This is a genomic window from Candidatus Sulfotelmatobacter sp., from assembly GCA_035504415.1.
Taxonomy (GTDB): Bacteria; Vulcanimicrobiota; Vulcanimicrobiia; order Vulcanimicrobiales; family Vulcanimicrobiaceae; genus Vulcanimicrobium.
Map to the genome: position 1 here is coordinate 108,666 of DATJRY010000007.1, position 23,382 is coordinate 132,047.

Annotated in this window: 27 protein-coding genes; 20 read left to right on the plus strand and 7 right to left on the minus strand. The window is 68.4% G+C overall.

The window, feature by feature from the left end; genetic code table 11:
- The 4 genes from VMD91_03740 to VMD91_03755 are packed head-to-tail and all read right to left on the minus strand — an operon-like array spanning position 1 to position 3,906.
- Positions 1-618 carry a hypothetical protein gene (locus VMD91_03740; protein ID HTW83167.1) on the minus strand — a complete coding sequence of 206 codons (618 nt, stop codon included), beginning with the start codon at positions 616-618 and terminating at the stop codon, positions 1-3.
- Between the two features lie 36 nt (positions 619-654).
- A complete protein-coding gene (locus tag VMD91_03745) occupies positions 655-1,548 on the minus strand; it encodes a hypothetical protein (GenBank protein HTW83168.1) in 894 nt (297 codons plus the stop codon).
- A gap of 25 nt (positions 1,549-1,573) precedes the next feature.
- Positions 1,574-3,502: a phospholipase D-like domain-containing protein gene (locus tag VMD91_03750; GenBank protein ID HTW83169.1), complete on the minus strand. Its 1,929-nt coding sequence runs from the start codon at positions 3,500-3,502 to the stop codon at positions 1,574-1,576.
- Entirely contained in the window at positions 3,499-3,906 is a 408-nt protein-coding gene (locus VMD91_03755) for a hypothetical protein (GenBank protein HTW83170.1), read from the minus strand. The genes VMD91_03750 and VMD91_03755 overlap by 4 nt, the downstream gene beginning before the upstream one ends.
- Positions 3,907-4,057: 151 nt before the next feature.
- Here VMD91_03755 and VMD91_03760 point away from each other — a divergent pair, with 151 nt between their 5' ends.
- Complete coding sequence (locus tag VMD91_03760) at positions 4,058-4,987, plus strand: zinc-binding dehydrogenase (GenBank protein HTW83171.1); 930 nt, start codon at positions 4,058-4,060, stop codon at positions 4,985-4,987.
- A gap of 135 nt (positions 4,988-5,122) precedes the next feature.
- Positions 5,123-5,482 carry a hypothetical protein gene (locus tag VMD91_03765; GenBank protein HTW83172.1) on the plus strand — a complete coding sequence of 120 codons (360 nt, stop codon included), beginning with the start codon at positions 5,123-5,125 and terminating at the stop codon, positions 5,480-5,482.
- Between the two features lie 61 nt (positions 5,483-5,543).
- Here the strand turns inward: VMD91_03765 and VMD91_03770 are convergent, their stop codons facing one another.
- A complete protein-coding gene (locus VMD91_03770) occupies positions 5,544-6,329 on the minus strand; it encodes an alpha/beta hydrolase (protein ID HTW83173.1) in 786 nt (261 codons plus the stop codon).
- A gap of 203 nt (positions 6,330-6,532) precedes the next feature.
- On the opposite strand from VMD91_03770, the gene VMD91_03775 reads away from it, so the two are divergent.
- From VMD91_03775 to VMD91_03815, 9 genes are all read left to right on the plus strand, one after another.
- Positions 6,533-6,691, plus strand: a complete 159-nt coding sequence (locus VMD91_03775) for a hypothetical protein (GenBank protein HTW83174.1) — start codon at positions 6,533-6,535, stop codon at positions 6,689-6,691.
- A 98-nt stretch (positions 6,692-6,789) separates the two neighbouring features.
- Positions 6,790-7,032 (plus strand): hypothetical protein, encoded by a 243-nt coding sequence (locus tag VMD91_03780; protein HTW83175.1) that lies wholly within the window; start codon positions 6,790-6,792, stop codon positions 7,030-7,032.
- Positions 7,029-7,784 (plus strand): polyprenol monophosphomannose synthase, encoded by a 756-nt coding sequence (locus tag VMD91_03785; protein ID HTW83176.1) that lies wholly within the window; start codon positions 7,029-7,031, stop codon positions 7,782-7,784. The genes VMD91_03780 and VMD91_03785 overlap by 4 nt, the downstream gene beginning before the upstream one ends.
- Before the next feature lie 8 nt (positions 7,785-7,792).
- Complete coding sequence (gene accD, locus VMD91_03790) at positions 7,793-8,689, plus strand: acetyl-CoA carboxylase, carboxyltransferase subunit beta (GenBank protein HTW83177.1); 897 nt, start codon at positions 7,793-7,795, stop codon at positions 8,687-8,689.
- Complete coding sequence (locus tag VMD91_03795; protein HTW83178.1) at positions 8,686-9,630, plus strand: acetyl-CoA carboxylase carboxyltransferase subunit alpha; 945 nt, start codon at positions 8,686-8,688, stop codon at positions 9,628-9,630. The genes accD and VMD91_03795 overlap by 4 nt, the downstream gene beginning before the upstream one ends.
- Complete coding sequence (locus VMD91_03800; protein ID HTW83179.1) at positions 9,627-9,941, plus strand: hypothetical protein; 315 nt, start codon at positions 9,627-9,629, stop codon at positions 9,939-9,941. The genes VMD91_03795 and VMD91_03800 overlap by 4 nt, the downstream gene beginning before the upstream one ends.
- On the plus strand, positions 9,938-10,330 hold the full coding sequence (locus tag VMD91_03805) for a hypothetical protein (GenBank protein HTW83180.1): 393 nt from the start codon (positions 9,938-9,940) through the stop codon (positions 10,328-10,330). The genes VMD91_03800 and VMD91_03805 overlap by 4 nt, the downstream gene beginning before the upstream one ends.
- A 61-nt stretch (positions 10,331-10,391) precedes the next feature.
- On the plus strand, positions 10,392-11,234 hold the full coding sequence (locus VMD91_03810) for a MurR/RpiR family transcriptional regulator (GenBank protein HTW83181.1): 843 nt from the start codon (positions 10,392-10,394) through the stop codon (positions 11,232-11,234).
- 20 nt (positions 11,235-11,254) lie between these two features.
- Positions 11,255-11,851: a methyltransferase domain-containing protein gene (locus VMD91_03815; GenBank protein HTW83182.1), complete on the plus strand. Its 597-nt coding sequence runs from the start codon at positions 11,255-11,257 to the stop codon at positions 11,849-11,851.
- Here VMD91_03815 and VMD91_03820 read toward each other — a convergent pair.
- Positions 11,848-12,522 (minus strand): HAD family hydrolase, encoded by a 675-nt coding sequence (locus VMD91_03820; GenBank protein ID HTW83183.1) that lies wholly within the window; start codon positions 12,520-12,522, stop codon positions 11,848-11,850. The two genes, VMD91_03815 and VMD91_03820, sit on opposite strands and share 4 nt — an antisense overlap.
- Positions 12,523-12,577: 55 nt before the next feature.
- Between VMD91_03820 and VMD91_03825 the strand changes: the two genes are divergently transcribed.
- The 6 genes from VMD91_03825 (at position 12,578) to VMD91_03850 (ending at position 19,113) form a co-directional block, all read left to right on the plus strand.
- The gene (locus VMD91_03825) at positions 12,578-13,519 is read left to right on the plus strand and encodes a hypothetical protein (GenBank protein HTW83184.1); all 942 of its coding nucleotides are present in this window, start codon (positions 12,578-12,580) and stop codon (positions 13,517-13,519) included.
- 396 nt (positions 13,520-13,915) lie between these two features.
- Complete coding sequence (locus tag VMD91_03830; protein HTW83185.1) at positions 13,916-14,125, plus strand: hypothetical protein; 210 nt, start codon at positions 13,916-13,918, stop codon at positions 14,123-14,125.
- 93 nt (positions 14,126-14,218) lie between these two features.
- Positions 14,219-14,764 (plus strand): hypothetical protein, encoded by a 546-nt coding sequence (locus VMD91_03835; protein HTW83186.1) that lies wholly within the window; start codon positions 14,219-14,221, stop codon positions 14,762-14,764.
- The gene (locus VMD91_03840) at positions 14,761-16,593 is read left to right on the plus strand and encodes a hypothetical protein (protein HTW83187.1); all 1,833 of its coding nucleotides are present in this window, start codon (positions 14,761-14,763) and stop codon (positions 16,591-16,593) included. The genes VMD91_03835 and VMD91_03840 overlap by 4 nt, the downstream gene beginning before the upstream one ends.
- 2 nt (positions 16,594-16,595) lie before the next feature.
- Positions 16,596-18,239, plus strand: coding sequence for a hypothetical protein (locus VMD91_03845; protein HTW83188.1), 1,644 nt, complete (start codon positions 16,596-16,598; stop codon positions 18,237-18,239).
- A gap of 10 nt (positions 18,240-18,249) precedes the next feature.
- Positions 18,250-19,113 (plus strand): hypothetical protein, encoded by an 864-nt coding sequence (locus VMD91_03850; GenBank protein HTW83189.1) that lies wholly within the window; start codon positions 18,250-18,252, stop codon positions 19,111-19,113.
- Positions 19,114-19,117: 4 nt separating this feature from the next.
- Here the strand turns inward: VMD91_03850 and VMD91_03855 are convergent, their stop codons facing one another.
- Entirely contained in the window at positions 19,118-19,735 is a 618-nt protein-coding gene (locus VMD91_03855; GenBank protein ID HTW83190.1) for a hypothetical protein, read from the minus strand.
- Positions 19,736-20,003: 268 nt separating this feature from the next.
- On the opposite strand from VMD91_03855, the gene VMD91_03860 reads away from it, so the two are divergent.
- From VMD91_03860 to VMD91_03870, 3 genes are read left to right on the plus strand one after another with little or no spacing between them, the layout of a single operon-like run.
- Complete coding sequence (locus VMD91_03860; GenBank protein HTW83191.1) at positions 20,004-20,813, plus strand: electron transfer flavoprotein subunit beta/FixA family protein; 810 nt, start codon at positions 20,004-20,006, stop codon at positions 20,811-20,813.
- Entirely contained in the window at positions 20,813-21,784 is a 972-nt protein-coding gene (locus tag VMD91_03865) for an electron transfer flavoprotein subunit alpha/FixB family protein (GenBank protein HTW83192.1), read from the plus strand. Before VMD91_03860 ends, VMD91_03865 begins: the two co-directional genes overlap by 1 nt.
- Positions 21,785-21,807: 23 nt before the next feature.
- Entirely contained in the window at positions 21,808-23,382 is a 1,575-nt protein-coding gene (locus VMD91_03870) for a tetratricopeptide repeat protein (protein HTW83193.1), read from the plus strand.

Consider the following 23,382-nt stretch of genomic DNA (forward strand, 5'->3'; position numbering starts at 1 on the left):
TCAGGGGCTCGGGACGACCTGGAACAACCGCGGCGTCTGCGTCCAGGTGCCGGGACCGCTCGTGAAGCGGAAGATCGCTGTCTTCGACGACGGACCGGTGACCGCCAGCGCGTCGCCGTGCGCTTCGTGGACGACGCGAGCCGAGAGGCTGCACGGAGTGCGCACCGAGAGCGTCGAGAGCGGCATCTCCATCGCCGCATCGAAGAACAGGACGTCGATCCGGCCGGTGCCGCAGCGGCCGCCGGCGGTGTCGTGGCTGGCGATCGCGACCTGTTGGACGCCGGCGCCCATGAACTCGCCGATGGCGGCGATCGAGGCGCTCGTCACCGTCGGGCCGCCGGGCGGAAACGGAACGTCGCCGCTGGGCGAGCGATACTTCAAGCGATACGTCGTGTCGTCGATCGCGTAGATCGAGAGGTACCACTGGGCGTGCAGCCGGCTGAGAACGGCGCGCCACTGCGAGTGCATCGCCTCGCCCGCCAAGTACACGACCTGGCTCGCGATCAGCGTACCGGGTGGCGCCGGCGCGTAGGTGAAGTGCGGCGGCTCCTCCGCGAGCGCGCGCAGCGGGAGCGCGAGCAGCACACAAGCCAACCCGGCCGAACGAAGTCCTCGCATGGCGTCTACGCTACGCGAACGCGGCGTGGCTGTCCATTAAAAGCAGGTTCCGATCTTCCCCGACGACGTCACCGTGCTCGAGCCGATGCCCGTTCCACCGTGGCTGCCGCAGACGCCCGTCGCGTCGCCGACCACGCCGAGCACCGTGCCGAAAGCCCAGATCTGAAGCGTCAGCGAGGTGACGTTGCGCGCTTGGGCGCTCGACGGCCCCTCCGGGATCGGGGTTGCGAAGTTGAAGTACTCGTTGCTGACGCTCAAGCTGTTCGAGCCGGACGAGGTCGTGCAGACCCACGGAATCCAGCCATCCTTCCAGCAGAACGACGAGCTTTGCTCGAAACCGCCCTTCGTCTGCTGCGTCGTGCTTCCGACCGCGTAGTACAGGAAGAGGTTGGTCACGAACGAGGTGTTCTTCGCGCACGCACCTTGACTGCAGGTGTCGACTTCGCTCGGCGGGTTCGCGGCCAGCAGGATCGGATCGGCGCGGCGGCGCGCCTTGGTGCGCAGCGCCGGCGGCTGCGGTCGGCTCAGATCGTACACCTTGGTCCCGATCCGGACTTGCCCGGTCGTGCCCGCGATCTGGGCCAGGATTGGGTCGTCCTGCTCGACCAGGGCGTGCGTCTTCGGGTCGACGCTGTAGGCGTGGTCGCGGATGATGCTGACGCCGGCGACGCCGATCAGGTTGCCCTTGGCGTCGTTGATCGCTTTGCCGTGGAACGCGGTCACGCAGTATTGGACGAAGGCCGCAAGGGTCGGGAAGGTGCGGGTCGCGCTCGGGATCGTGATGACGTGGTGGCCGGCCGACGCGTCGATCAGCAGCGTGTTCGGCGCCACCGTCGTGATCTTCACGGTTTGTTCGATCGTCGCGGCGCGCGCGGCGAGCGGGACGGCAGCGAGGACGACGAGGGCAGCGAGCCTGCGTAGGTGGTGCATAGTCGGTTCCTCCGTTCGGTACGGGCTACGTCGGCACGGCCGGCGCGACGACGAAGAGGTTGGCGTCGATGCCGATCGCCGAGAGCTGGCTCGACGCTTCGAGCGCGCCGGCGTACGGCAGGATCATCGAGGGGCCCGCGCCCATCGTTTGCGTCGCGTTCAACGAAGCGACGTTGGCGTTGGCGACGCTGTTCCACAGGCCCAGCCAACCGCCGGCGGGCGCGGTCGTGAGGTCGAGGCCCGAACCGAGATGCTCTTGCCAGAGGCTTTGCCGCAGGGCCGCGACGTTGCCGGTGGCCGGCGCGCCGGCGATGCCGTCGTACAGCACCGCGTTGAGCTCGACGTTGCGCCAGCTCTTCGCGGCGCTGAAGCAGAACGCGGGCGCCGGTAGGAACTCGAACATGTGGCCGGTCGAGGCGCCGTCGAGATTCGCCGAGCCGACGGTGCCCCAGAGGTCGTCGACGACCGAGACCTTCGCCTCCAGATAGCACTGCATGATCTCGGTCATCCCGTTGGAAGCCGCGCCGGTGCGCCAGAGGCTGAACGTGCCGATCTGCGCGCCCGGGACCGCCTGCAGCGTGCTCAGCAACGCGTTCTGCCAGAACTTGTAGGTGGGCATATCGGGGTTCTCGTTGAGCAGCACGATCAGCTGGAGCGCCGGCCGCGCGCGCAATGCGGCGACGAGCGCGTTGCCGACGACCGGCGAGTTGAAGTACTGCTCCTCGATGTAGATGAAGCGCTGTGCGTTGTTGATCGCCCGCAGGTAGGCTTCGAGGACGCCCGTCTCTCCGCTGGGGAGACCGGCCGCCGGCAGCGGAGGCGCCGTGCGGACGATCTGAATCGTTTGTCGTCCGCTGCCGGCGACCGGCGTCGGCGCGGCGACCTGGTCGGAACTCACGGAGTTCCACAGCGCGATGAAGGTCGCGTCGACGTCGGCCGCGCCGGCTCCGACGAGCTGCAGCGAGACCGTGTGGACCGGCTTGTTGCCGACGCCGTTCCCGACGTTGCCCAGGACCGGGACGTCCCCGCCGGCTCCCGAGCCGCGCCGACTCGGCTTGCACGGGTCGAAGACGGGATGGAGCTGCGTGTCCCAGTAGCCCTGGTCCAGCGGCAGTCCCAGCGTGAACGCCGTCGCCGTGTCGACGATCAGGGCCTTCGCGTGCATCATCTCGGGAAAGACGTGCAGGCCCGCGACTTCGATCGTGTTCGGCTGGTGACGCTGCAGGAAGCTCGTCACGCTCGAGGTCGTGTCGCTGAACGCGTTCTTGTTGAGCAGGATGCGAACGGCGACGCCGCGCGCGTTTGCCGCCAGCAACGCGGCCATCAGCGTCGTGCCCGGCATGCAGGCGTTGACCGCGTCGTCCTGGCCGGTGAACGTCGCGATGAACGCCGGATCGAAGTCCAGCTCCAACAGGTGGATGCGCGTGGTGGCCGCGGCGATTGCGGCGACCATGCTTTCGCAGGCGAGCTGACCGTCGGGCAGCACCGTGACCTCGTTGCCCTGCGAGACGTGCGGCGGGGTGCTGCCGCCGAGCGTGACCATCCAACCGCCGTCGGGCGGCGTCGCGCTCTCCATCTGCGATGGGCACGGCACGAAGATGCAGACCAGCCACGCCAGCACGATGACGATCAGCACGAGCACGGCGATCAGCACCGCGGCGAGGACGCTGAGGATGACGCACACCAGCGTCACGACCAGCACGAGGATCTGGACGATCACCGAGACCAGCGTGCAGACCACGCTCGTCACCCAGTTGCAGATGAAGCTGAACCAGCCCCAGGAACTGCACGACTGCTGGCTCGAGGTGATGCACTGGTTCTGCCACTGCTGAACCGACTGCAAGACCTGCGTCGAGACGTTCGCGCACTGTTGCACCAGCCACGTGATGAACCCGACCGTCCACAGCACGAGCTGCTCGGTGATGCGCCAGGTGGTTTGAAAGCACGTCGTCATAGCGCGCCCGCGCGGGCCGCGCGACCGCCGCGGCGCCGCTCGTGACGGCGGATCGCGGCTACGATGCACACCAGGCGCAGCCGCGCCCAGCTCAGGCCCGCGATCTTCCCGGCGGCGGCGCCGGCCACCAGGACCAGGAGCGCGCGCCACCAGAAGGCGTGCCCGTCGAGCGTGCGGGCATGGCCGATGCCCCAGCAGAGCAGGGCCGCCAGGGCGAGTAGCGCGCCCAGGGAACCCTCGGCGCAGCCACAGGCCCGCAACGACGCGTTGAGGCCGCGCTCCCAGCGCGCGGCCCGGGCCGGCGCGAGGGACGGAATGCGCAGGGCCGCCCGCAGCATGAAGCGCGGATGTGCCGGGCGCAGCAAGCGCGCGGCGTCGGCAGCCGATTCGATGCGAACGAGCACGCGGTGGCCCTCGCCGGTCTCGGACGTGACGCGAGCGGGGGTTCCAGGCGCCAAACCCTAGGTTATGTTTGGCTAGTATAGCAAGACGAGCGGCAACGTCAAGCACGGTCGCCCAGCATCCCCCGGCGACCGCGGGGTGGTTGGTAGCGGCGTGAATGCCGTCGTCGTCGATCGCTCCGCGCCGGGTGGACTCATCGTCGCCGGCCTCCCCGAGCCGCAACCGCGCGCCGACGAGGCGCTGGTGCGCGTGCATGCGCTCAGCCTGAACCTCGGCGAGATCCGGCGCGCGCGCGCCGCCGACGACGGCTGGCGGCCTGGGTGGGACTTCGCCGGCGTCGTCGAGCGCGCCGCGGCCGGCGGCGGCCCGCCGGCCGGCGCGCGCGTCGTGGGGATGATGCCGGGCAGCGGCGCCTGGGCCGAGCGCATCGCGGCGCCGGTGCGGCACCTCGCGGTGCTCCCGGCGACGGTCTCGTTCGAACGAGCCGCGACGCTGCCGGTCGCGGGCCTGACCGCGCTCTACGCGCTCGACAAGCGCGGCTCGCTGCTCGGCAAGCGCGTGCTGGTGACCGGTGCGTCGGGCGGCGTGGGCGTCTTCGCGGTGCAGCTGGCACGCATCGCCGGCGCGCATGCGACCGGGCTCGTCCATCGCCCCGAAAAGCGCGGCACGGTGGAAGGCTTCGCCGATTGCGTCGTCGTCGGCGAGACGGCCGACTGCGCGCACGACACCGGCCCGTTCGACCTGATCCTCGAGTCCGTCGGCGGCGACGTTTTCGCCAGCGCCTTGCGAGAGCTGGCGGTCGGCGGATTGTTGGTCACCTACGGCACCTCGGCCAACCGCACCGCGACCGTCGAGGTGGCCTCGTTCTACGCGGCGGGCGGTCAGTCGATCTACGGCTTCATCTTGTTCCACGAGCTGGAGAGCCAACCGGCGGGCGACGGCTTGGCGCGCTTGGCATCGTTGCTCGACGCCGGATCGCTGAACGTCCACATCGACGACGTGCTGCCGTTCGCCCAGATCGGCACGGCGGCCGACCGCTTGTGGTCGCGCGGGGTCACCGGGAAGCTCGTCGTTACGCTTTGATGAGGGCCGGCTTTGAGGCCGGTGAGAATTCGCCCCGCGCGCTTGCGCTCAAGCATGTTGTGAGCTTCGCGCGCTATCGTGTGAACAGAAAGCCGGCGACGCAGTCACCGGACGAAACGAGGAGACCACACGATCATGTTGACTGGAATCATTCGCTCCGCTCGGAGCAACATCGGGAAGATCGTCGTCACCGCCGGCGCGGTGGCAACCGTCGGTGTCGGCGCGATGCTGCCGCGACCGGCCTCCGCGAATACGACCGACACCGCGATCACCGCGGCGGCCATCCTCGGCGGGATCGCACTCATCGCCGGCGCCACCAGCCAGCCGTCGTATCCGGTCTGCGGTTACTACGACGAGCCGTGCCCGGCGTACGGCGGCCCCGTCTACGGCCCCGGCTGGCGCGCTCCGCGCACGATCTACGTTCCGCAGCGCGGCGGCTACCGCGGCAGCTACGACGGCGGTCGGCGCGACGAGAACGGTCGCGGTCGCCGCTGACTCTCGGCGGTCGGTGAGGTGAACCCAGACGGCGCGCTCCGGCGCGCCGTCTCCGTTTGGGTCAGCCCGCGGCGGCGCGCACCGCGTCGGCGAAATGCGCGAAGTCGCTGCGGTGCAGCGTGTGGCCGTGGCCTTCGACGACCTCGACCGTGACGGTCTGCGAGGCGTCGGCGAGATCCGCCGGCGCGATGACCGAACCTTCGCCGGCCACCAAGATGCGGGTGGGAATCTTGAGCGCGGCGAGCTTTTGGCGCAGATCCCAACCGCCCGCGTCGACGTCGTTGTCGCGACCGAGGCGCCGCAGCGTGTCGGCCGAGAGCGCGTGCATCGCGTGCACCTTACCGTCGCGATCGACCGCGTCGGCGTCGGCGAAGAGCGCGCGGATCTCGGCGTCGCGTTCCTCGCCGACCGGTTGATCGAGCAGCTCCGCCAGATCGTCGACGTAGTCGCCGTAGAACGTGTTCGGTGCGACGCGGATCATCGGATCGACCAGGACCAGGGCGCGCGCGACCTTGGGTCCGCCGACCAGCGCGACCGCGCCGCCCCACGAGTGGCCGACCACGACCGCGACCGTGCCGATGCTGTCGGCGACCGCGCGCAGGTCGGCGGCCAGCACGGCCAGCGACATCGCGCCGGTGCTCGTCGAGCTCTCGCCGTGGCCGCGCTGATCGTAGGCGAAGACCCGGTGCGTATCCGCGAGTGCCGCGCCCAGCCGCGCGAAGTCGCGCCGCGACGAGGTGATTCCGTGGACGCACAGGATGGCGGGTCCGGCTTCGCCCCACCGCTCGACGGTCGTCGTCTCGCCCGTCTCCAGGGCCACCCGCCGGATCTCGGTCGTGCTCGTCATATGCCGCGCTCGTTTCTCAGCACGCCCGCCGGTCCTTCGCGGCTCGGGCCGTTCGGGCGACGTCGGTGACCGTCGGCCCGGCCGGGACGACCTACGACCACGCAGGCGGCTCGGCGGCTGCGCTCGCCGGGTTGCCATGATGATATCACTGTGATATCATCCATCGAACCATGCGTCAATTCCCGGCGCGGTTGGACAACGGAGTGTACGACGAGCTGAAGCGGCGGTCGGAGAACGAACGCAAAAGCATGAACGCGGTCCTGAACGAATCGCTCGACCGTCACTTTCGTGGCCAGTCGGACGCCAAGGCGGCGCTCCTTCGCGCGCTGGCGGCACTCGAAGAGGCCGAGCGGCCCGAATGACCGCGCACGCGCCGGTACGGGAACGGCTTGGCTGTGGGGCGTACTTCTCAGGTTCGATCATGGCACGCACGCTCGAATCCCTCACCGAAGGTACACCCGTGTTCGCCGGCGAGACACGCGTCGGCGACGTGCGCGGCGTGTATGCCGAAGGCGACGCGCGTTCCGCCGAGCTGATCGTCGTCCACTGGGACGCGCTCGGCAGCGACGTCGGCGTGCCGGCCACCGAGATCGAGAGCATCGACGAGGACGGCGTTTCGTTGATCCGCACCGAGCCCGACGCGTACGAGGATTTCGCGCCGTTCGACGCGTCGCGCTTTCCGACGTTGCGGAAGATCGCGTGACGACCGAGATGGAGACCGCGGTGAACGCGCCGGCGATGAAGTTCTCGATCGTCGTTCCGACGTACAACGAAGCCGGCGGCATCGAGCGGCTGGTCACGACCGTCACCCAGATCTTCCGCGACAACGGGCTCGACGGTGAGATCGTCGTCGTCGACGACAACTCGCCCGACGGCACCGGGGCGATCGTCGACCGCCTCGAACGCGAGGGCTATCCGGTGCGCTGCCTGCACCGGCCCGGCAAGCTCGGCCTCTCGTCCGGCGTGATCGACGGCTGGCGCTTCGCGCGGCCCGACTCGGTCGCGCTCGGCGCGATGGACGCCGACTTCTCGCACGACGCGAACATCATCCCGCGCATGGTGCACGCGCTCGCCGACGAGGGCTACGGCCTGGCGATCGGCTCCCGCTACGTCCCCGGCGGCGGGATCAGCAACTGGCCCAAGCGCCGCATCGTCACCTCGAAGGTGGCCATCGCGCTGGCGCAGCCGCTCACGCCGATCAAAGACATCACCTCGGGGTACTTTCTGGTCAAGCGCGAGGCGCTCGACGGCGTCGACCTCGATCCGATCGGCTTCAAGATCGGGCTCGAGGTCATCGCGAAGGCGCACTACGGCCGCGCGCTCGAGGTGCCGTACGTGTTCACCGATCGCATCGCCGGCGAGTCGAAGCTCAACCAGAACGAGATCCTCAACTATCTGCGCCAGCTCGGCCGCATCTATCGTGCGCGCTTGTTCGGCCGCGGGGGCGCGCGCTAGCCGTGGCGATGCCGGAGTGGCTCCGTCTGCGTCGTGCGCAGCCCGTGCCGCCCGAAGAGGCGGCGCAGTGGACCAAGTGCCCCGGCTGCGGCGAGATGCTCTACCGCCCCGACCTGGCAGCCAACCTGTGGGTGTGCACGCGCTGCGAGCACAACTTCCGCATGCACGCCTTCGATCGCATCGCGCTGCTGGTCGACGCGGACTTCACCGAGATCGGCGGCGACGTGCTGCCGTCCGATCCGCTGGGCTGGACCGACAAGTCGTCGTATCCCGCCAAGCTCCAGCGCGATCGTGAGAAGTCCAAGTTGACCGAAGCGATCGTGTGCGGCTTCGCGACCATCGGCAGCGTCCCGGTCGCGCTCGGCGTGATGGACTTCAACTTTCGCGGCGGCACGATGGGCACGGTCGTCGGCGAGCGCCTGGCGCAGCTCTTCGAGCAGGCTCGCGATCGCGGCGTTCCGGTCATCGTCGTCACCGCCAGCGGCGGCGCCCGCATGGAAGAAGGCATGCTGGCACTGATGCAGATGGCGAAGACGACGCTCGCCGTGCGCCGCTTCCAGGACGCCGGCGGCTACTATCTGAGCGTGCTGACCGACCCCACCACCGGCGGCGTGTCCGCCTCGTTCGCGTTCCAGGCCGACGTCATCGTCGCCGAGTCGCACGCGGCGATCGGCTTCGCCGGACGGCGCGTCATCGAGCAGACGATCCGCCAGAAGCTGCCCGACAACTTCCAGACCGCCGAGTTCCTGCTCGAAAAGGGCGCGATCGACATGGTCGTGCCGCGTCGCGATCTCAAGGACCAGCTGATCCGGCTGCTCGACTACGGCGTCGGCGCGACGATCGCCTCGAGCAACGGTCGCGGCCTGACGGCGCCCGCACCGCAACCGGCGGAGACGCGCACGTGAACGTCATCGTCGAGCGCGAGAAGGGGCTGCTCGAGCTCGAGCAGCGCATCGCCGAGCTCAAGGCGCAAGCCGCGCAGCAGCCGGTCGACATGACGGCCGAGATCACCGCCCTGGAAGCCAAGTACGGCGAGATCCAGCGCGAGATCTTCGGCACGATGACGCCGTGGCAGCGCGTCAACATGGCGCGCCACCCCAAGCGTCCGATCGGGACCGACTACATCAGCGCGTTGGACCGCTTCGACGAGCTGCACGGCGATCGCCACTTCCGCGACGATCATGCGATCGTCGGCGGTTTCGCGAAGCTGCGCGGCCGGCGCGTCGTCGCGATCGCGCAAGACAAGGGCCGCGACACCAAGGAGAAGGTATTCCGCAACTTCGGCATGTCTTCGCCCGAAGGGTATCGCAAGGTCATTCGCCTGGTGCGGTTGGCCGCGCACCTGCACTTGCCGGTCGTCACGTTCATCGACACCAGCGGTGCCGATCCGGGCATCGGTTCGGAGGAGCGCGCGCAGTCCGAGGCGATCGCCGCCTCGCTCTACGAGCTGGCCCAGGTCGAGGTGCCGATCGTCGCGACCGTCATCGGCGAGGGCGGCTCGGGCGGCGCGCTCGCGCTCGGCCTGGCCGACCGGGTGCTGATGCTCGAACACGCGGTCTATTCGGTCGCCTCGCCCGAGGGCGCGGCGGCGATCCTGTGGGGCGACGCGGCGCGTGCCGAAGAAGCGGCCTCGCGACTGCGGCTGACCTCCGACGACCTGTTGCGTTTCGGCATCGTCGACGAGCTCGTGCCCGAGCCGGTCGGCGGCGCGCACCGTGACGGCGCGGCGACGATCGCGCGCGTCCTCGACGCGGTCGATCGCGCCCTGACGACGCTGGTCACGGTGCCGATCCCGACGCTGCTCGACCGTCGCTACGCCAAGTTCCGGCGCATCGGAGCCCCGTGAACAGGCCGGCGGCGCTGCTCCGTCTCGCGAGTCGGATCGGCGTCGTCTGCGTTGTGCTCGTCGTCTTCTCGCTGATCGCCGTGCAGTACGCGCGGTTGATCGGGCGCACCGTCGGCATGGCGCACGAGCTGCGCGACGCCCGCCGCGAGGTCGCGCGCCTGGAAGCGAAGCGCCTGCAGCAGAACCGGGAGATTCGGCGGCTGAGCGATCCCGCCGGCGCGCTGCCGGAGATCCACGACCGCCTGCACCTGGTCGGCGACCACGAAGCGATCATCTATCTCAAGGGCAACAAGGGCGCGCCGAACCCGTGAGCGAGCGCGTGCGCGGCAGCGTCATCAACGTGCACAACCTCGGCGCCACCGTGCGGCTCGAGGACGGCCGGCTGGTGGCCGCGCCGATCGGCGACGTCAACAAGAACCGGGCCGCCTACACGCGTGCGCTGGAGCACAAGTCGGCCACGGTGCCGTTCGACTTGGTGGGGCGGATGGTCGTCCTGGCGCAGACCCGCGTCGACGAGGTCCTGCCGACGAATGACGCACCGGTGCTGACCGACCCCTCGTTCGAGGCGCAAATCGCCGCCTACCTCAAGTCGACCGAGGAGTGGGCGCCGGCCGACCGGCCCGAGCCGGCGGAGCGACACCTGCAGCGCAAGCGCCAGCGCGCGAAGGTGTTTCGCTCGGACGCCACTCCAGGCAGGTAGGCGGCGCGCGTCGAACTTCGCGTCCATGGCGACGAAAGAAGTGCGAGTCGATCCCGTAAAGGTGCCCGGTTCTTTCGTGCGTTTGCAAGGCGCGTACTCGGGGCTGCGCGCCGCCGAACAGCGCGTGGCGGATTTCATCCTGCGGCACCCGGACGAGCTGATCTACCTGACCGTGACGGAGCTGGCCGAGCGGACCAACACCAGCGAGTCGACGGTGGTACGGCTCTGCCAGAAGATCGGCTACAAGGGATATCAAGAGTTCAAGATCGTGCTGGCGCGCGATCTGGTCGAGCCGACGACCGAGATCTACGCGGCGATCGAGCCCGACGACGACCTCTCGACGGTGAAGAGCAAGGTCTTCCAGGCCAACACCCAGGCGCTGCGCGACACCATCGAGGTGCTCGACGACGAGATGCTCGGCCGGGCCGTCGAGGCGTTGGCGAAGGCGAACCGGGTCGACATCTACGGCGTGGGCGGCAGCGGTCCGCTGGCGGCCGACGCGTACCACAAGTTCCTCAAGCTGGGGCTGCGCGCGGTCGCGCTCTCCGACGGCGACCTGATGGCGATGTCCTCGGCGCTGCTGGGCAGCGGCGACGTCGCGCTGGGGATCTCGCACACCGGAGCCAGCCGCGACGTGACCGACGCGCTCGGCCGCGCCAAGACGAACGGTGCGACGACGATCTGCATCACCCATCGGTCCAGCTCGCCGATCACCAAGGTGGCGGACATTCAGCTCGTCACCGCGGCCAAAGAGACGGCTTTCCGCAGTGACGCCAGCTCGAGCCGCATCGCGCAGCTCACGATCATCGACACGCTCTACGTCGGCATCGCGCACAAGGCGCACGACCGCTCGTTGCAGATGATCGAACGAACGCGCGAAGCGACCGCCGCCAAGCGCTACTGATCGCGACGGCACCCTGGCGCGTGGCGGGGCGGCGCGCGGGTCAGCGCTTCGACGCCGAGCTGCGGGTCACGACCGAAGCGTTGGTGTTTCTGGGCGAGCTCGATCCCGAGGCGATCGGCCCGGCGATCGAGTTCGCCACCCACTACGAGCCGACGCCGGTCGCGGAAGCGGAGGCGCTGCTCGCGGCTTCGCCGTTATCACCCGAAACGACGACGTTCGTCGACGTCGGCGCGGGGATGGGGCGCGTCGTCATGCTGGCGGCACGGCGGCCGTTCCGCGCCGTCGTCGGCGTCGAGCTGTCGCCGGCGCTCGCCGAGATCGCGCGCGAGAACCTCGCGGCCGCCAACGATCCCAAGCGCGTCGTGCACGACGTGCGCGTCGTGCGCGCCGACGCCTCCGCGTGGACGCTGCCGCGCGGCGATCTGCTGCTCTATCTCTACAACCCCTTTCAGGCGCCCGTGCTCGAACGGCTGCTGACCCGCGTGGGAAGCGGGCCCGCGCGCGAGGTCGTGCTGCTCTACCACACGCCGGTCGAACGTGCGACGATCGACGCCGACCACCGCTTCGCGCTGGTCGCCGATCTGGGCTTCGGCCTCGTCTACCGGTTGCGCAGCTAGTGCGGCGCGCGCACGCCGACTTCGTCCAGGTGCTGTAAGAGGTCGGCCGGATCGTCGTAGACGCGATACGCGCCCGCGATCTGCAGCTCGTCCAGGCCGTAGCCGCCGGAGAGCAGCCCCACGCCGAGCGCGCGCGCGCGCCGCGCCGCCAGCAGATCCCAGACCGAGTCGCCGACGACGATGCTGTTGGTGATCTCGACGCCGAGCTTCTCGGCCGCTTTCAAGAACAGGTCGGGGTCGGGCTTGGCGTGCGCCACCTCGTCACGGGTGACGATCGGGACGCCGGGCGGGATGTCCAGCAGCGCGAGGGTCCGATACGCGACCTCGCGCCCGCCGCTGGTGGCGATGGCCCACGGCACGCCCAGGTCCGTCAGCGTCGCCAACAACTCGCTCGCGCCCGGCAGCGGCACGACTTCGTCGAACCGCTTGGCATAGGCCTCGGCGTGTCGCCGGCCGAGATCGGACACCGTCGCGGCATCGACGGGACGCCCCAGCTCGCGGGCCAGCGCGCGCACGAACAGCCCGCCGCTCATGCCGACCTTGCGGTGGATCCGCCACATCGAGAGCGCGATGCCGGCCGAGCGCAGCGCGTCGTGCCACGCACCGACGTGCTGGTACACGGAGTCGACCAGCGTACCGTCGAGGTCGAACAAGAGCGCGGGCGCGGCCATAACGTTACATTCGCGACGGCGGGGAGCGCCGCCCGGTGGCCGAAAGGGCCGCCTCGTGACTCGTGCGCTCGTCTCCATCGGCACCAACTCGACGCGGCTCCTGATCCTCGGCGAGGGCGACGCGCCGGTGGTCGCCGAGTCACGCGGGACCCGCCTGGGCGCCGGGATCGGGACGACCGGGTCGATCGACCTGGTGGCGAAGATCCGCACCCTGGCTGCCGTCGACGAGTACGTCGGCATCGCGCGCGCCAACGGCGTGACCGCGGTCGACGCGATCGCGACCAGCGTGCTGCGCCGCGCGAGCGACGGTGAGGCCTTCGGCCGCGAGGTCGAGCACCGAATCGGTGTCGTGCCGCGCGTGCTCACGGGCGAAGAAGAAGCGACCTACTCGTTCCTCGGCGCGACCGCGCAGCGCCCGGGCGCCGAGTCAGTGGCCGTGCTCGACGTCGGCGGCGGCAGCACCGAGATCGCCGTCGACACCCCGGCGCACGCGCGCAGCACCGGTGCCGTCGGCTTGAGCATGTCGCTCGAGATCGGCGCCGTGCGACTCTCGGAACGCCATCCCGCGCTGCTCGGCCAAACCGCGCTCGCGCCGGCCGCGCGCCGTTCGCTCGAGATCGAAGCACGCTCGTACGCGCTCGGCGTCCTCACGCCGCTCTCCGAGGCACGCGGTTTCGGCGAGTTGATCGCCGTCGGCGGCACGGTCTTCACGGCCGCCGCGATGATCGCCGACGGCGCCCGCGACGGCGCGCCGATGACCCGCGCCGATTGCGCCGGGCTCATCGACGCGCTCCTCTCACGCGACCTCGAGGCCCGCAAGCAGATGCCGCACATCCGTCCGCAGCGCGCCGACATCTTACCGGCCGGCCTGATCGTCGTCGACGAAGCCTGCCGCATGCTCGACGTCGACCACTTCACGGTCAGCGAAGCGGACCTGCTCTACGGTTACCTCACATCGAGGTCGTTCCGTTCCGAGCCATTCGTCGCCAAGGGGTAGCGGCCGGTGCCCGCGGCGAATCGGGCCGCGGGATGATGGTGGAATAGGCAGACACAGCAGACTTACCAAATGTGAGCCGACCGCACGGAAACGGCGGCCGGGATGCGCTCAAAGTCGGTGAACTCGTCGCGCGGGCACGACAACGCCGAGCCAAGCCGCGAAGCCGCATGTCGGCGACGTGGAAGGTGTAGAGACTGGACGGGCGCGACCTACCGGTTCGTACGCGAACCCACGGCCAAGGCACAGTCCAGACCACGAACGGTTTCGACGAGAAAGCCGGCGGCGAAAGCCGAAGTGGTACGAAAATCTGCAGCCCGCAAGGGCGTCCGGGTTCGAGCCCCGGTCATCCCACGTTCACGGGCAGCACTCTTGCGGTGTCGGCGCGAACGAGCGTAGATGGCAGAACATCGCGTGTGTGTTTCGCAGACTCCGTCGTACGAGCTCGTCAATACGGACCTCGTCGTCGAGATCGACGACGAGCATGGGAAGCTCGGTGAATTACGGCTCAGCCGCGGCGGCGTCGATTGGTGGCCGCGCGATGCGCGCAACGGCGTCACGATGACGTGGGAGCAGTTCCGCGACCGGCTGGAGGGCTATCGGCTCTGAGCAGCAGGTCAAGCGACCCAGCCTGACCGAAGAGAGCGGGCGACAGCCGTTCGACTGCCGGTCGGCAGCGCGCTGTATCGCGGGGGTGAGACGATGCAGGGACCGGATAAAATCATGCTGATCCGCCACGCGGAGAAGCCGATTCCGGGTGGCCCGAACGGCGTGAACCTGGACGGGAGCCCGAACGATCATGCTCTGATCGTGCGCGGCTGGCACCGCGCAGGCGCGCTGGTGTCGTTTTTCGCCAAGCCGACGCACGCGGGAATCGCCACGCCGACGACGATCTTCGCATCGGGCACCAGCGCCGATCCGTCGCTGCCCCCGGACGAAGCCGAGAGCCTGCGCCCGCAGCAGACGGTCACGCCCGTGCACGACATGCTGGGCGTGCCGTTTCAGACGGCCATCGCCGTCGGTGACGAAGCCGCAGTGATCGAGGCGATCACGGCCTGCACCGGCGTCGTGCTGGTCGCCTGGGAGCACAAGCACATCCCGATCATCGCGGCGGGCTTCGTCGACGGCGCGCCGACCAAATGGGGTGACCGCTTCGATGTGGTGTGGGTCCTCGATCACCAGCCCGACGGAACGTACGCGTTCAGCGCGCTCGACCAATCCCTGCTCGCCGGAGATGTGACGTCATGAGCCACCTCGCGACCCGCGGCGCCAAGAGCCGCACGCTCCGGTTCGGACAGCCCGCGACGCGGCCGCTCAAGGTCTATGCGTTCGATCCGAGTCTGGGGAAAACGCTGGGCAATTTTCTGGTCATCGACGTGCGCTACGAGAAGCTCGAGCCGGGCCCGCTCGGCGAGCGTTTCGCGGTCGTCGACTACGACGGCTCGACGAAGGGATACTACACGCCGGTCGACCTCGACGAGCCCGATCTGCTGCTCGGGCAAGGCCTGGACCCGACCGAGGCCGATCCGCGCTTTCACCAGCAGATGGTCTACGCCGTCGCGTCGGAAACGCTCGACCGATTCGAGGCTGCGCTCGGCCGCCGCGTCCACTGGCGCTTGCCCAAAGGCAAGCAGGAACGGCGGGGCGTGCTCAACCGGCTGTACCTCTTCCCGCACGCGATGGTCCAGGCCAACGCGTTCTACAGCCCGGACGTGCACGGCATCCTGTTCGGATACTTCCGGGCCAGCGACTATGCCGACGCGCAGGTCGTCCCCGGCGAGACGATCTTCACCTGTCTCTCGCACGACATCATCGCGCACGAAGTGACCCACGCGGTCGTCGACGGCATCCGGCAATACTTCATGGAAGCCACCAACATCGACGTCCCGGCCTTCCACGAAGCATTCGCCGACATGTCGGCGCTGTTCCGGCACTTCTCACACAGCGAGGTGCTGCTCGATACGCTGCAGCGAACGGGCGGGAAGCTCTATCTCGGCCGTGAGACGGCGGACACGACGGACCAGGCGCAGTCCAGCTCGCCGCTAGCGACGCGGACGCCGACCATTCAAGCGCAGGTGCGGCCGGACAATCCACTGATCGAGCTGGCGCGGCAATTCGGCCAAGTCTCGGGGATGCACAACGGATTGCGCAGCGCGCTCGGCATCCCGCAGACGCCCGACGCGATCCGCACGACGACCGAACCGCATCTGCGCGGCGCGATCTTGGTCGCGGCCGTCTTTGACGCGTATTTCGACGTCTACTTGCGGCAAACGGCGGATCTCTTCCGCATCTTCCGGGCCGGCGGCGGCTCCGCGCACCCGGTCGACCTGCCCGGGCCGTTGGCCGCGTTGCTGGCGAACGCGGCGAGCGACATCGCGGACCTGTTCTTTTCGGTCTGCGCACGCGCCCTGGACTACTGCCCGCCGGTCGACGTCACGTTCGGCGATTTTCTGCGCGCGCTGATCACCGCGGATACGGTGCTCTTCCCGAGCGACACGTACGGCGTCCGCGAGTCCGTGATGCAGGCCTTCCGGGCCCGCGGCATCCTGCCGACCGACGCCGAGTTCTTTTCCGAGGACGCGCTTTGCTGGCCGCGCGTCGCGCCGGGCACCTACGATCCGGTCGTCGGCCTGGAGTTCGGCGACCCGAACGGCTTGACCACCGAGGAGAAGAACGCCAACGCCGCCGTCCTCCATCGCTTCGCGAAGCGTTACGCGAGGGATCTGGGCTTCGATCCGAAGCTCGCCATCGAGATCCCCTCGTTCCATCCGATGTTCCGCACCGATGAGGACGGCTCGCTGAAGGTCGACATGGTCGTCGAGATGGTGCAGGTCCACAACGAGCCGCTCGATCCGAAACAGCCGAACCTGGGCAGCTTCCCGCTCCGCTGCGGCGTGACGATGATCATCGCACGCCCGCCGGTCGTGGCCGATGAACGCAAGGACCCCCAAGTGTCCTTCGTCATCGAGAAGTCGCTCAGCGACGAGCGGCGCATCCGCCAACGCGCCGCCTACGCCGAACAAGGCGTTACCGACGGTCCAGCTCACGTCAACCTCGCTCTCCTCCACGGGATCTGATGATGGCAACGACGCGCAAGAAGAAGACGACCCGCAAGAAAACCGCGCGGAAAAAGACCGCCGGACGCAAGAAGGCGACGACTCGCAAGAAGACGCCCGCGCGCAAAAAGAAGACGTCCGGACGCAAAAAGAAGACGAGCGGGCGTAAGAAGACGACGCGCAAGAAGCGTCCGCGTCGCAAGGCGCCCGCGCGCGGCGGCGGTGCCGCGACGCCTGCGCCTACGCCGGCCGAACCCTCGCAGAGCTCCGGTGACACGCCGACCCCCACCGCGCCGAGCACACCGAGCGCTCCGGCCCCCGCGAGCCCCGCGCAGCCGGCCGGGTCGATCGGCGGCAAAGCCGGCATTCGCGTGCGGATGTATCGGGTCGGTTTCGGCGACTTCTTTCTCTTGAGTCTGCAAGGACCGGACCGCGTCCATCACATCCTGATCGATTGCGGCGTGCACGCGAAGGACATCGGCAGCATCGGGGATGCGGTCGCGCAAATGGCGCAAGAGACGGGGCGTCATTTGGATCTGCTCATCGTGACGCACCGGCACGCCGACCACATCTCCGGCTTCAGCTCGCAGAAGAGCGTATTCGCGACCTTCACCGTCGACCGCGTCTGGATGTCCTGGTTCGAGGACCCGAACAACGCCGACGCGGTCAAGTTCCAGACCACGCTGACGGCCGTCGCGACCAACCTGCAGGCCAACTTCGCGTTGAGCCCGCCGCTCGAGAACCAATATCTGTACATGGCCCAGAACGTCACCGGCGACGTACTCGGGGTCGGCGGCGTCACGAGCAACCAAGACGCGCTCAACACGCTGCACGGCAAGTTCGGCAACGCGCAGAATCCGCCCATCGACTACTACAAGGCCGGCGATCCGGCGATTCTGCCGCCGGCGCTGGTGCAGGCCGGACTCACGGCGCAGATTCTCGGGCCGCCGATCGACCCGAACCTGGTGAGCCAGATGAACGGCAAAGGCGAGCAATACCTGACCGCGACCACCGACGACGATGCGCCGCCGCGGCGGTTCAACGCGGCTTTCAAGGCGCGGGTCACGGCCTATCCCAAGGGAGCCTTCGAGCTCTGCACGCCCGATGAGATCGCCAAGAACATCGCCGCGGCGCAGCCCGACTTGGCCATCGCCAAGGCACAGCAGGCCGACAACACGCTCAACAACCAGAGCGTCATCGTGCTCTTCGGATTCAACGGGAAGAAGCTGCTCTTCGTCGGCGACGCCCAGTGGGGCAATTGGCAGAACTTCCTCTACGGCGGCGCCGTCGGAACGGGGAGTCCGCAGCTCAGCGCGGCGGCCAGCTCGATCCTGGGCAACATCGACTTCTACAAAGTCGGCCACCACGGCAGCACCAACGCGACGCCGATCGATGCGCTCAACGCGATGCGTCAAGGCATGGTCGCGATGTGCTCGACCATCGAAGGCGCCTACGGCAAGGTTGCCAACAAGAGCGAGGTTCCGCGCGTTCCACTGATGGCCGCGTTGGACAAGAAGACCGGCACGAGAGTCGCGCGCGCCGACGAGGTCGCGGCCGGAACGCAGGCCGCCGGCGCTCCGGTCTATCCCGGCCAGCCGATTCCCCCGCTCCCGAGCATCTTCGAACCGGGCCCCGGCGACAAGCTCTACATCGACTACGAGCTGTAGACGCCAACCCATGCTCCGCCGTGTACGCGCCGCCCTCATCGTCGGCGTCCTCGTGGTGGCACACATCGAGGGTCTCGCGCTGCCGGCGGTGCCCGCGAGCGCTGCGGGCCAGCTCATCCTGAATTTTTTGCCGACACGCCGAAGCGCCGCGGCGACGTATCAGCGACTCGGCCGCGGGGGCTCGGTCCTCGAGGAAGGGCGCGATTCGATCATGGTCGCCGCTCGCAACCATCCGGAGCGCTGGCTCGAGGTCACCATGAGCGACACGTCGGTGGGACTGATCATCCCGCACGGCTACGGTCATGTCCGTCCCTATCCGGAGCCGTGTCCGGGTGCAGATTTCGAGCACGTCCTCTCGCCGGACGGCAGGCTGGGTGCATGTCTGGTTGGCGTTTACCACCGACGGGTGCCCGCGATGGCCAATGGGCCGAGTCTGGTCTTGTTCGCCCCGCCGACCGGACGCGTGTTGCGGCGGGCGAGGACCGACGAGCTTGATGCAGGTTGGCAGGCCTTGGCTTTCGTCGGCGACCACGCGTTGGTCGCGCTCGAGTTCGATGCGCGGTGCGCGGGCATCTCCGATTCGGGCGAGGAGAGAGGCGTTCCGGTGCTGTTCTCGCTCGCGCTGCGCGTGCAGAAGAGGTACACGGATCGTTGCGCAACCGGCGTCGTCCCCTATGGAGCGGGGCGTTTCGCCACCGTCTGGTTTCTCGGCGGCGACGGCCTGTTTCGCCTCGCGGACGGCACGCTGCACCAGGGCGACTTGCTTGCCGTGAGCGATGACGGAACGCCGATCGTGTGGTCGTCGAACGTCGTTCGGGGCGACGGCTGGACCGTGCCCGCGACGACGTTTCCGCTGGCCACCTGGGTTCGTTGATCGACTAGTGCGCGAAGCCGGCTTGCGCGACGGCTTGTTGGCTCGACGTGACGTGCACCGCGTCGGCGACGTACACGGGAATCGCCTGGTCCGGCTTCACGATGACGTCGTGGCCGTGCACGAAGTTGTGCGCGAAGAGCCCGAGCGGTCCCAGCAAGACGTAGGACGCGATCGTCGCGGTCGACGCCGCACCCTTTTTGCCTTCGCCATCTTGCTGCGCGGGCACATCTGAGAGAGCAACCTTCTCGCCGTCGACGCCGTAGACCCAATCGAACTTCAGCGCGAGTTTTCCGGGGTGCCCGTTTCCGGCAGCGCTCTCGGCGTTCGCGACCGTGCCGGTGCCGAGTGCGCCCTTCGCAATGACGACCCAGCCGTCGACCACGACATCGTGCTGTGCCTTGAATTGGAACGTGTCGCCGGTATGCGCGGTGTTCGACGCGATCTGCGCCGTCAGGACGACCTTCATCGGCGTGCCGCCGGGAATGAGCACCGCGGTACCGGTAACAGGCCCCGCGACCGGCGCAGGCGACGTTGCCGGCGCGGTCTGTGCCAACGCCGAGCCGGCGAGCAATGCGAGCAAGGCGACCGTCGTACCGGCGGCGCGCAGAGAGAGATGTGCCATGAGAGCCCCTTCCAGAAAGAGGGAAGCGGGGCGCACGGTAACACCCCTAGCCGAATATCGGCACCCGGCTGCTCGCTCTTATAGAGCAAATGCGCTCTATCGCACGCTGGCAAGCGGCCTCTCCCTGGAAGTTCCTCAATCCGACAAGATCGATCGCCGGACTTGACCAGGTAGCGCTGATCGTATAGAACTAACTGGTTGGAGGCCTGATGGGACGGTTTCCCGAATGGCCGCCTGTTCCCGACCCGGCGCCGAGAGCCGGGTTTTCGTGTGTCCGGAGGTTGGTGCGCTGAAGATCCTCGTCACCGTCAAGCTCGTCCCCGATACGAACGCCGACAAGCGGATCGATCCGGCGACGAAGCGCCTCGTCCGTACCGGCGTCGAGACGGTTCTCAACCCGTTCGACGAGTACGCGATCGAAGCGGCCCTGCAGCTCAAAGAGAAGCTCAACGATGGTTCCACGGTAACCGTCGTCTCCATGACGCCCGCGTCGGGCAAAGAGATCGTGCGCAAGGCGCTCGCGATGGGCGCGGATGACGCCGTCATGCTGTCCGACGACACGCTCGCCGGCAGCGACTTGTGGGGAACCGCGGTCGCGCTGTCCGCGGCGATCAAGCAACAGAGTCCCGATCTGATCCTGACCGGCACGCAGTCGACCGACGCGGGCACCGGTGATCTGCCGGGGATGCTCGCCGAGAAGCTCGGTCTGCCCGGTCTGACCAACGCGCGCAGCGTCGAGCTCGTCGACGGCCGCGTCAAGGTGCAACGCGAAACGGAGACGGGCTACATGACGCTCTCCGCGCCGCTGCCCGCGCTGGTGAGCGTGACGAAGTCGGCCAACGAGCCGCGTTATCCGTCGCTCAAAGGCATCATGGGCGCCAAGAAAAAGGAGATCAAGCAGCTCGCCGCCGGCGATCTCGCGCTGACCGTCGCGGTCGGCAGCGACGGCGCGAAGGCGAAGCTGACCGATCTCGCGACGCCGCCGACCCGCGGCAAGGGCAAAGTGGTGACGGTTGCCGACGGCGCGGAAGGCGCGAAGGTCATCGTCGAGTTCCTCAAAGAGCGGAAGTTCCTGTGATGCAAAACGTCATCGCGTTCATCGAGCACAAGAAGGGCGCGCCGCGGCGGGTCGCGCTGGAAGCGGCAACCTACGCCAAGACGCTCGCCGATCAGCTGGGCGGCAAGGCGCACGCCGTCGTCACCGGTCCCGGTGCCGGCGCCGCGGCCGAGCTGCTCAAGAAGTACCCGCTCGACCAGATCCACGTCTCCGAGGAAGACCGCTTCCTCGACGGCGCCGTCGACGCGCTCGAAGCGGTTGCCAAGGCCGCAGGTCCCTCGCTCATTTTGGTCGGCAACACCGTCATCGGTCGCGACGTCGGCTCGCGCTTCGCGGCGCGGCTGGACTGCGGCATCAACGCCGACGTCACCGACTTCAAGATCGACGGCGGCTCGGTCGCCTGTGTTTCCCCCAAGCTGGGCGGTCTGGTGATCACGACCTGCCAGCTGACCGGTTCGGACTACGGCGTCGCCGCGATCCGTCCCAACGTTTTTGCCGCCAAGGAAACTCCTGGGGCCGGTGAGATCGTTTCACTCCCGTCGAGTGGGAAGGCGTCCACCATCACGGTGGAGGATGAGGTCGAGGAAGCCGCGGCGGAGCTCGGCGTCGAAGAGGCGTCGGTCGTCGTCAGCGGCGGTCGTGGGATGGGCGGTCCGGAACCGTTCACCACGATCCTCAAAGGCCTGGCCGACGCGTTCGGCGGCGCAGTGGGTGCCTCTCGTGCGGCGGTCGACGCCGGTTGGGTCGCTCATGGTCACCAAGTCGGGCAAACCGGGAAGACCGTCAGCCCGCAACTCTACATCGCCGTTGGTATCTCAGGCGCGATTCAACACAAGGTCGGGATGCGCACGTCCGAAACGATCGTCGCGATCAACAAGGACGCGGGTGCCCCGATCTCCGAGTTCGCCGACCTCCTTGTCGTCGGAGACGCGTTCGCCATCGTTCCGGAGTTGACGAACCTCGTTAAAGACGCGAAAGCCGCTCACGCTTGATGAAGCCCCGTCTGGTACCCGTTTTGGCACTCACGGCCGCCGCGTTTCTCGCGGCGGTCGCGGTGCATCCGCACGCCGCGAACGCCGCGCCCAAACCGGCGGCGACCGCGTCGCCGAGCCCCTCGCCGTCGCCCAGCGCGACGCCTGAGCCGCTCGATCACGCGATCCCGCGCCTGGAGGCGGCGGTCAAGGCTGATCCGACCGACAAACAGGACGCGATCGAGCTGGCTGCGGACTATCTGCAGATCAACCGAGCCGATCTCGCGATCGCGCTCACGCAGAAGCTGATCCAGGGCGGGACGAAGACGGCCCAGACCTACTATTTCGACGGGCTGGCCAACCAGCAGCTCGGCCATCAAGCGCAAGCGCTGGCCGATCTCGAGCAAGCCGCGAACCTCGAGCCGACCAACGCCGGCGTGCTGGGGACGCTGACCAACTTGTATCTGCAGCTCAATCGCCCGGCGGACGCAGAGCGCGTCGCCAAGCGCGCGATCACGTTCAACAAGAACGACGAGAACGCGGCGCTGGCCTACGGTTCGGTGCTGGCGCAAGAGCAGAAGTTCGACGAAGCGCGCCAACAGTACGAAGCCGCCGCGACGATCAACCCCAAGGACGTGCGGCCGGTGCTGCTCGAGGCGCAGACCTATCAGGCACAAGGCGCACTCGCGCTGGCCAGCCAGCTCTACGACCGTGCGATCGCGATCGATCCCAAGAGCATCGACGCGCTGGCCGGCAAGGCGCGCCTGCAGGCCGCCGAGCACGACGTCACCGGCGCGATCGCGACCTTCGAGACGCTGCTGAATCTGGCGGTCGACCCGGCCGACAAGGTCATCGTCATCGATCAGGAAGGCGCCGTGTACGCCAACGAAAAGATGGACGGCAACGCCGACCAGCAATTCCGCCGCGCGCTGACCGCCTATCCGAACGTGTTGGCCGGTCACACCGCGTACGGTGAGTATCTCGCCAGCCGCAACGACCGCGTCGGCGCCGAGCGGGAGTTCCTGGCGGGCGAGGGCCCCAACCGCGATCAGCCCGATGCGGTGGTGAAGCTCGGCGAGCTGTACGCGCAAGAGAAGCAGTTCGGGAAGGCGATCGATCAGTTCAAGCGGCTGGTCGAGATCGCCGGCAACGACCCGCGCTCGCACCTCTTGCTGGCCGCCAGTTACGCCGCGAACAACCAGTTCGACAAGTCGCGCGACGAGTTCAAGGCGTCCTACAACCTCCAGCACACCTCGGAAGCGCTGCTCGGGCTGGGGCAGGCCGATCTACGCACGCGCAACTATGCCGAGTGCGCGCAGGTCTACGACGCGATCGATCGCGGCGCGCCGCAGCTCGCACGCCAGCAGCCGGCGATCCTGTATTCGCTGGGCCAGTGCTACGAAGGCGCCAAGCAGAACGACAAGGCGCGCTCGACCTACCTGCGGCTGTTGAGCTATCTCCCGCCGGGCTCACAGGCCGCCGGTGAGGTGAAGTCGCGCATCGCCTCGCTCGACCATGCCAACCAGCCGGCGCGCAAGCCTGCGGCCAAGCCGACCGCGTCGCCCAAGCAAGCCGCCCTGGCGCACAAGCCGAAGCCGAGCCCGACGCCGACTCACTAG

Excerpts from the sequence above, each read along its gene's own strand:
- VMD91_03740 (HTW83167.1), bottom strand. The coding sequence starts at position 618 with ATGCGAGGACTTCGTTCGGCCGGGTTGGCTTGTGTGCTGCTCGCGCTC.
- VMD91_03745 (HTW83168.1), bottom strand. The coding sequence starts at position 1,548 with ATGCACCACCTACGCAGGCTCGCTGCCCTCGTCGTCCTCGCTGCCGTC.
- VMD91_03750 (HTW83169.1), bottom strand. The coding sequence starts at position 3,502 with ATGACGACGTGCTTTCAAACCACCTGGCGCATCACCGAGCAGCTCGTG.
- VMD91_03765 (HTW83172.1), top strand. The coding sequence starts at position 5,123 with ATGTTGACTGGAATCATTCGCTCCGCTCGGAGCAACATCGGGAAGATC.
- VMD91_03770 (HTW83173.1), bottom strand. The coding sequence starts at position 6,329 with ATGACGAGCACGACCGAGATCCGGCGGGTGGCCCTGGAGACGGGCGAG.
- accD (HTW83177.1), top strand. The coding sequence starts at position 7,793 with ATGCCGGAGTGGCTCCGTCTGCGTCGTGCGCAGCCCGTGCCGCCCGAA.
- VMD91_03820 (HTW83183.1), bottom strand. The coding sequence starts at position 12,522 with ATGGCCGCGCCCGCGCTCTTGTTCGACCTCGACGGTACGCTGGTCGAC.
- VMD91_03830 (HTW83185.1), top strand. The coding sequence starts at position 13,916 with ATGGCAGAACATCGCGTGTGTGTTTCGCAGACTCCGTCGTACGAGCTC.
- VMD91_03835 (HTW83186.1), top strand. The coding sequence starts at position 14,219 with ATGCAGGGACCGGATAAAATCATGCTGATCCGCCACGCGGAGAAGCCG.
- VMD91_03840 (HTW83187.1), top strand. The coding sequence starts at position 14,761 with ATGAGCCACCTCGCGACCCGCGGCGCCAAGAGCCGCACGCTCCGGTTC.
- VMD91_03845 (HTW83188.1), top strand. The coding sequence starts at position 16,596 with ATGGCAACGACGCGCAAGAAGAAGACGACCCGCAAGAAAACCGCGCGG.
- VMD91_03850 (HTW83189.1), top strand. The coding sequence starts at position 18,250 with ATGCTCCGCCGTGTACGCGCCGCCCTCATCGTCGGCGTCCTCGTGGTG.
- VMD91_03855 (HTW83190.1), bottom strand. The coding sequence starts at position 19,735 with ATGGCACATCTCTCTCTGCGCGCCGCCGGTACGACGGTCGCCTTGCTC.
- VMD91_03865 (HTW83192.1), top strand. The coding sequence starts at position 20,813 with ATGCAAAACGTCATCGCGTTCATCGAGCACAAGAAGGGCGCGCCGCGG.